We start from the raw sequence: 13161 nt of genomic DNA, 5'->3' as shown, positions 1-13161 counted from the left end.
GTGTATTGAAAAAAGAAAAAAGTGTTATAGTTAGATTCTATTCTGCAAAAAGTATAAGAATGTGTATAACATGTAAAAATAGATTTTTACAAAGTAAACTTATACGATTTAAGGCAGGAGAAACTAAACTTTCACCATATAATGGAATTGGAAGGAGTTTTTATATATGCAATGAATGTCTTATTAAGCCAAAAACAGTTAACCATATAAAAAAATATATCAAACATAATGAAGACATCAAGGAACAACTTAAGGAGATAACACAAATATGGCAAGTATCAAAGAAATAGCATTAGAGGCAGCAATCACAAGAGAAAAAGATGTGCTAGAAAAAGCAAAAGAGATTGGAATAAGCGTAAAAAGTGTTTCTACAAATCTCACAGAAGAAGAATCTAATATTCTCTATCAATATATAACGACTGGCAAGCTGCCAGATGGATATAAAAAGCCTAGTAAATCCAAACCAAAATCTCCTAAGAAAGCATATAGCAAAGAAAAGATTCCAACACAAGAACCTACCAAAGAAAAAGACACATCACAGAATGCAATTAATGTAATAAGCAAAACTGATAATTTAGAATCTAAGATAGATGTAAGCCAGATCAAAGATGATGAAGCATCTAATGCACAACAAGAGCTCAAACAAGCAAGATCTGCTAGAGCAAATGAAACTGCCAATATAAAGGGAACTATATTACAAACAGAGGTTACTCCTGTGATTTTTAATGAGCCAAAAAAAGCAGGAAAGCCAAATATAATTAGCAAAGGAAAACATAACGAAAGCAAACTAGATATAAAAGATATAAAATCTAATCAGATAAATTCTAACTTAGATAAAGAAGATAGAGAAAATCAAGCATATACAGATATAACAAGGCAGGATATAAAATTAGCTATACAAGAAAATAAAGACGAAATGACAACGGCTATAAATAATGATGAGGGTATAAAGACAGAATCTATAAAACCTGCTAAAGAAATAGACAAGAAAAAAAGTTTAGAAGATTCTAAAATAAACGAGACAAACAATAAAAATACATCTCCTGTATCCACAAGCCAAGATATGCAAACACTAGGTAATTTGCCACAGGGATTTGATCCAAGCATAAATAAAAAGCCAAAGATTAATTTAGTTAGAGTTATTAGGAAAAATAACAAAAAACCGGAATCTAATGATCCAAAAAAAGAAAGAGAAGCCGCACAAATATTAGATAGTTTAAAACATACAGAACATAAAGGCAAAACAAAAAAGAAAAAGGAAAAAACCGCCGCAAAACAGCAAAAGCAACAATCTCACCAAATCATTAATATGGAAAGAGATATGGGGGTTAGTGGCTATGATTATGAACAAGATGAAATTATGCTAATTGATATGTATGAATCACCCCAAGAAAATCTTGAGGAAAAAGAAAACAAGAAAAATCAGATTGATGAAAAAATCAAAGTTAGCCATTATAGCCCTTGGATAAAAGAAGGATCAATTGCAAGACCATCAAGAGGCAGGAGCAGAAAGAGCAAAGAGCAGAAAGCAAAACGAAATAATGATGTAATAACATCACTTGTTTTGCCAGAAGAAATAAGAGTATATGAATTCGCAGAAAAAGCTAATTTAGAATTAGGAAATGTGTTAGGAAAGCTATTCTTACTTGGTATGAAAGTATTAAAGAATGATTTTCTTGACAAGGATACAATTGAGATTCTAGCAGGCGAATACAATATTGATGTAACAATACAACAAAATACCCCATTAGATAGCGATCAAGATGAGATCTTAGAATCCGATTTAACACATAGACCGCCAGTTGTTACTATTATGGGACATGTAGACCATGGTAAAACATCACTGCTTGATTATATCCGCAATTCTCGCATAGTAAATAGCGAGGCAGGAGGCATCACACAGCACATAGGGGCATATATGGTGCAGAAAAACGACAAGTGGATTAGCTTCATTGATACTCCCGGACACGAGGCTTTTGCACAAATGAGAAGCCGTGGGGCACAAGTAACAGACATCGCAATTATTGTTATTGCCGCAGACGATGGCGTAAAACAACAAAGTATTGAGGCTCTAAATCATGCAAAATCAGCCAATGTGCAAATTATCATAGCTATGAATAAAATAGACAAAGAAGGAGCAAACCTAGACAAGTTAAAATCTGAATGCGCCGAGCTAGGATTTACGCCTATAGATTGGGGAGGAGATTATGAGTTCATTCCAATTAGCGCAAAAACAGGTGAAGGTGTTGATGTTTTACTTGAAACTATTCTTTTACAAGCTGAGATTCTAGACTTAAAAGCAAGTAAAACGGCAAAGGCAAAAGCTATTGTGCTAGAAGGTAGCCAGCAAGTTGGTAAGGGATCTGTGGCTACTATCATAGTTAGACAGGGAGTTTTAGAGATTGGACAATGTATTGTAGCTGATACTGCTTATGGAAAAGTTAGAACATTAAGAGACGATACGGGCAAGTCAATTACTAAGCTTGAACCAAGCGGTGTAGCACAAATTACTGGATTATCTGAAGTTCCATCAGCTGGAGCATTATTACAGGTTGTAGAAAATGATTCTATTGCTAGAGAGATAGCAAATAAAAGAAGTGCTTACTTGCGTCAGAAGCAGCTAAGCAGAAGCACAAAGGTTACATTTGATGAATTAAGCTCTATGGTAGCAAAAGGGCAAATAAAGAGTGTACCAATAGTGCTTAGGGCTGATACACAAGGAAGTCTTGAAGCAATTAAGGCTAGCCTTGAAAGTTTGAACAATAAAGAGGTTGAAATAAATGTTATTAGCTTTGGTATTGGTGGCATAACCCAAAGCGACATCAATCTAGCAAACGCAAGTAATAATTGCATCGTTTTAGGATTTAATGTGCGTCCTACAAGTGATATAAAACATCTTGCCAAAGATTTAGGGATTACAATAAAGAGCTACTCAATAATTTATGACTTAATAGATGACATGAAGGCTCTATTAAGTGGATTAATGTCGCCAATAACAGAAGAGGAAGTTGTTGGAATCTTAAGCGTAAGAGAGACATTTATAGTAGCAAAAATTGGGACTATTGCAGGTTGCATGGTGCTAGATGGCAAGGTAGAGAGAAATTTGAGCGTTAGAGTATTAAGAAATGGTGTTGTCGTGTGGAATGGTAAGATAGCAAGCCTAAAAAGATTCAAAGATGATGTAAAAGAAGTTACAAAGGGCTATGAATGTGGAATTATGCTAGATGGGTTTAACGATATCGTGGTGCAAGACGAGGTGGAAGTCTTTAAGGAGATATTAAAACAAAGAACGCTATAAGCTTACACAAAATAAAGCCATTCATTCATGACAACTCATTAGCATAAAGTCTTAATTAAATACAACAGATAATATTGCAAAGTGCTTAAAACTATCCATATGTTGTAAAAAAGCCTTTATGTTATTGCTGCTAATCATAAAAATTTACAATCAAACAAGAACGAAACAGATATAACAAAGACTTTAAGATAGAATTAGCAAATTTGCATAAAGGTTAAACATGCTAACAAAAGATACTAAGCAACAAAACAAAAATCAATTTAGCGATATTAAAATACTAGAGAAAATATGTCAAACCAAGCTATCAAGAATGAAATCGCTAGGCTTTAATCTAGGGTATGAGATTCCAACACAAAGAGAGCTACCATTAGTAAAGCCAACAATATTACAATCAGATACAACAAGCCAAAAAGAAATAAATAACATAATTAACAATATGTCGCAGAAATTAGACTTAAACTCTTACAATACACAAGAAGAGACAAAAAGCATATCAAAAGATATAAAACAAGATTTTGCAAAAAATCAAAATAATATGCAAAGCCAAGAATCTACTTTTATCATTGCAGAGATAAAACGTGCAAGCCCAACACATGGCAAGATTTCCTCTATACCAAATCCAATTAATCTAGCTAAAGAGTATATAAGACAAGGTGCAAATGCTATTTCTATTTTATGTGAAGAAGACTACTTCCAAGGTAGTATCAAAGACTTGCAAAACGTAAAATCTGCAATCCCTTATAGTTGCATATTGCGTAAAGACTTTATTCTATGTAAAGAAGAGATTGAGGTTAGCTATCTTGCTGGTGCAGACATGGTGCTACTTATTGCAGGGATATTCCTAAATAATTTTGAACAATTTAAAGGAATCTATGATGAGATAATAAAATTTAATCTCACACCATTACTTGAAATCCACAATGAAACAGAATGGGACTTTATATCCAAGCTTGATTTAAGAGGTGCTATTGTTGGAATTAATTGCAGAGATTTGCGTAGCTTTAATATCAACAAAATGAATACCCTAAAGCTTAGATCACATATTCCAAGCAATATACCAGTAATATTTGAATCAGGTATAACAAATGCCAATGAATGCTACATAATTGCTAATAGTGGATTTAATGGGATTTTGTGTGGAAGCTTCCTTGTGTCATCTGTTATGAATACAAGCCAAAATAAGCAAAGCAAACAAATAGACCAACAAAACCAAAGCGTTACACTCTTCCAACAAGCACTAAAGCAAGGCAGTATAAAATCAAAATGCAAATACCGTTATATGCCATTTTATAAAGAGCTGCTACTTAGATTCCATCTAAAAAATGAAGAAAGAGCAAATACTAAATCTTATAGTAACACAAAACAAGAAAACACACAAAATAAACCACAAGCCAGTAATGAAATAATAAAAGCACAAATCCCGCTTATAAAGATATGCGGCATTAACAATCTAGATTTTCTTGATAATGCGCTAGATAAGGCAGATTTAATTGGATTTATATTAATCGAAGAAAGCCCTAGATTTGTTGATAATGACTTTGTGAAAAAAGCAAATGAAAAAATAAGAAACTATATATTATCTAGGGACTTGACATATGGCTGTGATTCTAGTCTTAAATCAAATAAAATGATTAATGAAGGTGGGCTTGCAAATCATAGTGAATATACTAAGAGGTTTCCGCTAAGAATTGGGGTAGTGAGAAAAGATTCATTACAAATTGGCTTAAAATTATTGCAAGAAGGACTCCTAGATGCCTTGCAGTTACATGAGCCATATAATGAGAACGAGATATCAAGTAATAAACAAAGCATAACAAATCAGAATAATAAACCACAAGAAAAAACAAGCAACGCTAATGCTACGCAAGAGAATATAAATAGCCAAGAAAATTATTTTCCATGTTATCATGCCCTAAAGGCTATGTCTTTACTTGATATACAAGCCAAAAATACAGAACAATCTTTGCAAACACAATACTTTACTCTTATAGACAGCAGTCAAGGAAAAAATGTCGCCATAGATACAAATATGATTTTACAAATTACACAAGATCTCCCACAATTTACAAACAATCTATGGCTAGCTGGTGGAATAAATGAGAAAAATCTCATCAATATCTTAAATCTCAATCCAATGCTAATAGATATTTGTTCTGGGCTTGAAAGTGAAAGAGGAATAAAGGATATATCAAAACTAAATGCATTCTTTGATACCATAGAATCAATCTTTAATCCCAAAGAATTGAGATACAGAATCTCTACTAGACTAAAATCATAACAAAAATAGTCTAGTGCATTTTAGAGTCCATTATAGTCAAAATCAAATGTGTAATTATTTTACACATTTAAAGTTTTGAAATGTTTTATTCTCACTTATCAATTAAAATGTGTAAAATTTTGGTATATTTTCAACTAATTAGCAATACTATTAATTAAGAATAAAATAACAATATGCAATCAGGAGCAATACAATGAAAGGAAGGATATACTTAGATAACAATGCCACCACAATGATGGATCCGCAAGTAAAGGAACTTATGCAACCTTACTTCTGTGATAAATTTGGCAATCCAAACAGCCTACACAAATACGGGACAGAGATACATCCAGCAATACAAGATGCTTTAGAGAAGATATATGCAAGCATTAATGCAAATGATAAAGATGATGTAATTATCACAAGTTGCGCCACAGAGTCAAATAATTGGGTGCTAAAAGGTGTGTATTTTGATCTTATTCACAATAAAAACAAAAATCATATAATAACAACAGAAGTCGAACACCCAGCAATTGGTGCTACTTGTTCATTTTTAGAAAGCCTAGGAGTGAAAATTACAAGATTGCCAATCAACCAAGATGGCGTAATTACTGCTAGCCAAGTAGCACAAGCAATTACAGATGAAACAGCTTTAGTAACAATTATGTGGGCTAATAATGAAACAGGACTTATATTCCCAATCGAAGAAATAGGAGAGGTTTGCAAAGAAAAAGGTATCTTATTCCACACTGACGCAGTGCAGGCTATTGGGAAAATCCCAGTAGATGTGCAAAAGGCACAAGTAGATTTTCTAAGTTTTAGCGCGCACAAATTCCATGGACCAAAGGGAATTGGCGGTCTATACATTCGTGAGGGGATTGAGCTTACACCGCTACTACATGGTGGAGAGCATATGCGTGGTAGACGTAGTGGAACTTTGAATGTCCCCTATATTGTTGGTATGGGAGAAGCTATGAAGCTATCTGTTGATTTCTTAGATTTTGAGAATTCAATAGTAAGAAAACTACGAGATTCTCTAGAAGATGCTCTAACTAAGATTAAAGATGTATTTGTAATTGGCAATAAGATTCACAGAGTGCCAAATACTACACTTATAAGTCTAAGAGGCATAGAGGGAGAGGCAATGCTATGGGATTTGAACAAAGCAGGCATAGCTGCATCTACTGGTAGTGCGTGCGCTAGTGAGGATCTAGAGGCTAATCCTGTTATGGTTGCTATTGGTGCAGACAAAGAGTTAGCACACACAGCAATAAGACTATCGCTTAGTCGTTTCACAACGCAAGCAGAAATTGACTATACAATAGATATTTTTAACAAAGCTGTATCTAGGTTACGCAATATATCTAGCTCATATGCAAGCTAGATATATGATCTTAAGAAATATCTAATTTTAGGTAGATAATAAAGCAAAGTAATCTTGAAGCAAGTCAAGATTTTCATGATTTAGAAATAATAAAATCAAAAATTAAGGAAAGATAATGGCAAAGAATGATTTAATTGGAGGCGCGCTTTGGGACGCCTACTCAAATAAAGTTAGTGAAAGAATGGATAATCCTACACACCTAGGAGTGCTTACGCAAAAAGATGCAGATGAAAAAAATGCAAAGCTAATAGTGGCTGACTATGGTGCGGAATCTTGTGGTGATGCAGTAAGACTATATTGGCTTGTGGATAAGAATGATAAAATAATTGAAGCAAAATTCAAGAGTTTTGGCTGCGGAACTGCTATTGCTAGTAGCGATATGATGGTAGAGCTATGTATTGGCAAAAGGGTGCAAGAAGCAGTCAAAATTACTAATATAGATGTCGAACATGCCTTGCGTGATGATCCTGATACGCCTGCAGTCCCTGGACAAAAAATGCACTGCTCGGTAATGGCTTATGATGTCATAAAGAAAGCTGCTGGAATCTATTTAGGTAAAGATGCTGAAGACTTTGAAGAAGAAATAATTGTGTGTGAATGCGCAAGGGTTAGTCTCTCAACTATCAAGGAAATTATAAAGCTTAATGATTTAAAGAGCATTGAAGAAATTACTCAATATACTAAAGCTGGTGGATTTTGCAAATCTTGCATTAAACCTGGCGGGCACGAAAAACGAGAGTATTATTTGGTGGATATTCTGGCTGATGTTAGAGGTGAAATAGATAGAGAAGCCTTGAAAAATAGAGCAAACCAAATGGCAAATAATCAACTATCTTTCAAGGATATGACAATAGCACAAAAGGTAAAAGCAGTGGATAAAACAATAGATGAGCATATTCGTCCAATGTTAATGATGGACGGCGGAGATATGGAAATACTTGATATTAAAGATTCAAGTGATGATTTCATCGATATATACATTCGTTATATGGGCGCATGCGATGGCTGTGCTAGTGCTGCTACTGGAACATTATATGCCATAGAAGAAGTGCTAAAGCAGCATTTAGCAGAAAACATAAGAGTTTTGCCAATTTAAGAGCGATTAGCATTGTGCCCACACAATGCGCCAAACTATTGCGACAATGATGTAAATCCTCATTTCAATCTATATTTTTAATTTGCACAATCATAGAAAAGCACATAAGATTCTTGCAAATGGTGAATTACCCCCCCCCCCCCATTTTAAGTTGCGTGGGCGACAAACTAAAGTTAAGTATTGTATATATGTTCTTAACGTATTTTTAGCTAATTAACAAGACTTTTGTTTAGAAGCTAATGTTTAGAATCTAAATAGGTTAATCATAACTTAAAACGAGCGAGAAGGAAGTTTCTATGTTCCGATAAAAACGACTAAATAGAAAACAAGCGAAGCAAAGTTCCTACGCTTTGCTGGAAAAACAAACAATAAGAAATTTCTATTTGCCACACACAATAACAAAGGACAAAAAAAGCAAAATGACAACCAAAGAAAGTAGAGGGTAGAAAGAAATGGTAGAAAAGCACTATAGCAAATATTACACTTTAATTTTGCCCATAATGCAAAGAATACAAGCTACCTAAATGGTGAGTAAGCAATTCATCTCCCACTCATCTTTTGCCTTTTAAGGCTTTAAGAGTTTATTGTTTAAGTGTTTTGTTAAATTACAACGCATTGGTAACGCCTCTAACCCTCACAATTATACGCCATTTCCTTAATACTTTCCTCATATTGCTTTTAAACAATACTTTGCAAAATAACAATCACACAAGAAAATAAAATACGAACGAAATGACTATGCCAGATAGTATTAATGTAATAAGGCAATAACCCATAATGTCCTTTGCGCCGAGCCCAGCAATTGCTAACGCAGGCAGAGCCCAAAATGGCTGAATCATATTTGTCCAAGCATCTCCCCATGCAATTGCCATAGCTACAACTGATGGATTAGTCCCTAGTGATTGTGCTGTAGCAATCATTACAGGACCTTGCACAGACCACTGCCCACCTCCAGAAGGCACAAAAATATTTACAATCCCAGCACTAAGGAATGAAAATAATGGAAATGTCTCTTGTGTGGATATATTACTAAAGATAATAGAAATAACGCTAGCTAGGGAATCTCCATCAGGAGATTTACCAACCATCATGCCCATGATACCAGCATAAAAAGGAAACTGTAGTATGATGCCAGCAGAACTTTTTGTAGAGTTTGATATAACTTTTACATAGTCAATAAGGGTTTTATGTAGCAAGATTCCAACAAATAAGAATATCATTATGACTATATTTAGCCCCAATGTTCCACCATTGTAAAAATACATAACCAAGTATACAATCCCAAATGCACCTGTAAAAAAACATAGTAAGCGACTATTTTCAAGCTTCTGTGCTATAGTGTGGTCATCTTTATGACTAATGACTTCAATATCTTGTTTATCTTCAAGCAATGCAGAATCTATCTGTATGGTATCTTCTTTGCTAGGATGTATTGAGGCTAGGACTATTGGCAATAGAATAAATATAATCACAATGATGATAATATTATAAGTAGCAAAAATAGTTTCGCTAACAGGTATGGGGTCGCTTAAAATACCCCCAGTAGTTTTATATAAGGTCTCTCCGCCTTGCGCAAGAATAAGCGCAACAGAGCTAGATAATCCGCCTTGAAAAATTATAAATGACGAGTATGCAGAAGCTATTAATAACCTATAATCCACACCTTTGACATTTTTGGCTATCTCTCTAGCAAAGATTGCGCCAACGACAAGACCAAATGCCCAATTTATATAACTAGCAATCATACCAACCATTGTTACAAGTATGATTGCTCCACTTGGTGTTTTTGGCATAGAGGCAAGAGTGTTTAATATGCGAGAAATTACAGGAGCACTAGCAACAGCACGTCCAAGCACAAGAGTTAAAGCCATTTGCATAGAAAAAGCAAGTAATCCCCATATTCCATTACCCCAATGATTAAGCATTTGAATAGGGCTTTGATTGGTTAGAAAAATGCCTACCACAAATACAAAGCAAGTTAGCATACTTACAAGCACAAATGGATCTGGCAAAAATCTAGATGCTAATAGCACAAAGTAATGAGTAAGCTTTCGTATCAAAAACATAACAATTATCCTATTAAGATGCACATCGAACAATAGATTCTAAAAGGTAGCAAGATAGCAAGAAAATATCTATCTTAAGTATCAATATAATAACTTATGAGATTAATATCATGCAATTACAATAACAACCATTACAACTACATACGCTAACAATCACATATAAGCAATTTATAGGATAGATTCCTACTACTGCTAGCAATAATCACACTATCACAAAAGGCAATCTAGCACCTTATGTATTATCCCTTTTAAATATTGCTGTGATACCAGCCCCACCTCCAGCACAAAGTGTAGCTAGCCCATATTTACTATTACGTTTTATCATCTCATGCAATAGAGTAACTACAATCCTAGCACCACTTGCGCCAATTGGATGCCCTAGCGCAATAGCACCGCCATTTACATTGAGCTTGGAATAATCAAAGCCTAACTCCCTAGCTACAGCGATATTTTGCGCGGCAAAGGCTTCATTAGATTCAATCAAATCAATATCTTTGATAGATAATTTAGCCTTTTTTAATGCCTTTTGTGTGGCTTTGATAGGTCCTAGCCCTACCACAGCAGGATCTACTCCAGCAACGCCAAAAGATTCGATGCTTGCTAGAATCTTAAGTCCAAATTTTTTAGCGTTTTCTTCACTCATAAGCAAAAGCATAGCAGCACCATCATTAACTCCGGGCGCATTTCCAGCAGTTACGCTACCACCTTGTTTAAAAGCTGGCTTTAATGCTGCTAATTTTTCTTTGGTAGTGTTTTCTTTTATGAACTCATCTGCGTCAAATATATTTGTTGTTTTTTTATTTTGCACCTCAATAGGCACAATCTCATCTTTAAATCTCCCATCATTTCTTGCTTTTGCTGCCTTCTGCTGAGATGCTAGCGAAAATTCATCTTGCTCTTGACGGCTAATATTGTAGCTATCTGCTAGATTTTCAGCAGTGATTCCCATATGATAGTGATTTATAGCACAAGTAAGTCCATCGCTTAAGTTGCTATCAATAAACTCTGTATTGCCCATTCTAATGCCAAAACGTGCATTTCTTACAATGTATGGAGCATTGCTCATACTTTCTACGCCACCAGCAACAACGACTTCTGATTCCCCTAGAGTTACACTTTGATAAGCAAACATTAATGCCTTTAAGCTAGAACCACATACATAATTTACACAAGAGCCAGTAGAATCCTCTCTTAGCCCAGCATATAAGCCAATCTGCCTAGCTAGATTCTGCCCTAAACCAGCAGATATTACATTCCCAAGTATTACCTCATCAACAAGGCTCTTATCAAGATTTACAGCCTGAATGGTTGCAGATAAAACCTTTGTGGCTAATTGGCATGCATTTACATCTTTAAGAGTTCCTCCAAGAGAACCTATTGCACTGCGTTTCGCGCTAACTATTACAACTTTCTTCATAATAACCCCCTTTTTATAGGTTTATATCAACATATTTTATATCATCTGGAACTATCAAAGTAGCTTCTGTATTGCTTTGTATATCTTCAAGCGAAGATGTAGAAAATATCTCAAGCAAAACAATACCCTTATCTGTAACCTTCATAACACCTTTTTCTGTAACAATCAAATTAACCTGCCCTACCGCAGTAAGTGGCAAATTACATTGTTTTAAAATCTTTTTTTTACCCTTAGATGTATGTTCCATAGCTACAATAACTTGTTTTGAACCTACAACCAGATCCATGGCCCCGCCTATGCCTGGGACTAGCTTATTGGGTATAATCCAATTTGCTAGATTTCCCTTTTCATCTACCTCTAATGCCCCAAGAATGGTAACATCCACATGTCCACCACGAATAAGGCAGAAGCTAAAAGCCGAATCAAAAAACATGCCTCCATCATGCAAAGATGAATAAGTGCCTGCCGGACTTATGACATGTCTTGAAAAATCATCATCTTCCCAAAGCCCTAGCATGCCATTCTCAGCATGCAAAATAACTTTCATATCATCTGAAACATAGTTACTTACAGCAGTTGGAATACCAACACCAAGATTCACTAAATAGCCATTTTTTAGCTCTTTTGCTACACGTTTTGCAATAATCTTAACAATTTGATCTCTATTTAATTCACCCATATCATTTCCCCTTATTAATATCTACGATGTAGTCAACACATGTAGCAGGGATTATAATCTCATCTGGATTTAATGCAGTATCCAAGATTTCCTCTACCTCCACTATTACTAAATCAGCTGCTAACGCCATTACGGTATTGAAGTTCCTTGTCGTGCCCTTATATGATAGGTTGCCATACTTATCCGCATATGTGGCATAAATCAAGGCTATTTCTGCTCTTAATGGTTTCTCAAGTAAATATTCCTTTCCGTCTACCTTGATAATATCCTTACCATTTTGTATATCAGTTCCAATTCCAGTTGGGGTAAGTATGCCGCCAAGCCCAGCTCCTCCAGCCCTAATACGTTCTACTAAAGTCCCTTGCGGAACTATCACTACCTCAAGCTCCCCAGCACTCATCTGCCTACCTGTCTCCTTATTAGTCCCGATATGAGAAGCAATCAAACTCTTAACTTGCTTTGTGGCAATTAGCTTACCGCAACCATAATTTTCATACGCCGTATCATTGCCAATCAAGCAAAGATTCTGTATTTTTGCCTCTATCATAGCATCAATAGTATGATGTGGTGCTCCGCATCCCAAAAAACCGCCCATCATTAATACACAATTATGAGGAATAAGATCAGCGGCTTCTTTACTTGATATAAGTTTCATGTCTGATCCTTACTTTTTAGTGTGATAATTCTCAATCTAGCATAAAATTACAATATTTAAAGTTTAAATCATAACTATAAAACCAATTTATGTATTCATTTGCATAAATTATTACACTTAGCAAACAAACTAGAGAAGCACTAAAAAGAACATAGGATTCTAAAATATGACATCAGATATTTTTAACAAGGTTGTATCTTGATTACGCAATATATCTAGCTCATATGCAAGCTAGATATATGATCTTAAGAAATATCTAATTTTAGGTAGATAATAAAGCAAAGTAATCTTGAAGCAAGTCAAGATTTT

9 protein-coding genes are annotated in these 13161 nt (G+C 34.8%); 5 read left to right on the top strand and 4 right to left on the bottom strand.

Annotation, left to right across the window (positions count from 1 at the left end; translation table 11 throughout):
• Window positions 1-5 precede the first annotated feature (5 nt).
• From LS73_RS03990 to LS73_RS03970, 5 genes are all read left to right on the top strand, one after another.
• Complete coding sequence (locus tag LS73_RS03990) at window positions 6-290, top strand: DUF448 domain-containing protein (protein ID WP_052089693.1); 285 nt, start codon at window positions 6-8, stop codon at window positions 288-290.
• Window positions 269-3298, top strand: coding sequence for a translation initiation factor IF-2 (gene infB, locus LS73_RS03985; protein ID WP_081955597.1), 3030 nt, complete (start codon window positions 269-271; stop codon window positions 3296-3298). The genes LS73_RS03990 and infB overlap by 22 nt, the downstream gene beginning before the upstream one ends.
• A 220-nt stretch (window positions 3299-3518) precedes the next feature.
• Window positions 3519-5576 (top strand): bifunctional indole-3-glycerol phosphate synthase/phosphoribosylanthranilate isomerase, encoded by a 2058-nt coding sequence (gene trpF, locus LS73_RS03980; RefSeq protein WP_052089692.1) that lies wholly within the window; start codon window positions 3519-3521, stop codon window positions 5574-5576.
• Between the two features lie 193 nt (window positions 5577-5769).
• Window positions 5770-6939, top strand: coding sequence for a NifS family cysteine desulfurase (locus tag LS73_RS03975; RefSeq protein WP_034558280.1), 1170 nt, complete (start codon window positions 5770-5772; stop codon window positions 6937-6939).
• A 115-nt stretch (window positions 6940-7054) separates the two neighbouring features.
• On the top strand, window positions 7055-8035 hold the full coding sequence (locus LS73_RS03970; protein ID WP_034558403.1) for an iron-sulfur cluster assembly scaffold protein NifU: 981 nt from the start codon (window positions 7055-7057) through the stop codon (window positions 8033-8035).
• A gap of 704 nt (window positions 8036-8739) precedes the next feature.
• On the opposite strand, the gene LS73_RS03965 is transcribed toward LS73_RS03970, so the two are convergent.
• The 4 genes from LS73_RS03965 to LS73_RS03950 form a co-directional block, all read right to left on the bottom strand.
• Window positions 8740-10101 (bottom strand): short-chain fatty acid transporter, encoded by a 1362-nt coding sequence (locus LS73_RS03965; RefSeq protein ID WP_034558703.1) that lies wholly within the window; start codon window positions 10099-10101, stop codon window positions 8740-8742.
• Window positions 10102-10333: 232 nt separating this feature from the next.
• On the bottom strand, window positions 10334-11518 hold the full coding sequence (locus LS73_RS03960) for an acetyl-CoA C-acetyltransferase (RefSeq protein ID WP_034558701.1): 1185 nt from the start codon (window positions 11516-11518) through the stop codon (window positions 10334-10336).
• 13 nt (window positions 11519-11531) lie between these two features.
• Window positions 11532-12197: a 3-oxoacid CoA-transferase subunit B gene (locus LS73_RS03955; RefSeq protein WP_034558699.1), complete on the bottom strand. Its 666-nt coding sequence runs from the start codon at window positions 12195-12197 to the stop codon at window positions 11532-11534.
• A 1-nt stretch (window position 12198) separates the two neighbouring features.
• Window positions 12199-12852, bottom strand: a complete 654-nt coding sequence (locus LS73_RS03950) for a CoA transferase subunit A (RefSeq protein WP_034558697.1) — start codon at window positions 12850-12852, stop codon at window positions 12199-12201.
• Between the last annotated feature and the right edge of the window lie 309 nt (window positions 12853-13161).

Source organism: Helicobacter muridarum (assembly GCF_000765805.2).
Taxonomy (GTDB): Bacteria; Campylobacterota; Campylobacteria; order Campylobacterales; family Helicobacteraceae; genus Helicobacter_A; species Helicobacter_A muridarum.
Note: the sequence above shows the minus strand (reverse complement) of the source record. Positions and strands in the feature narration are given on the sequence as shown.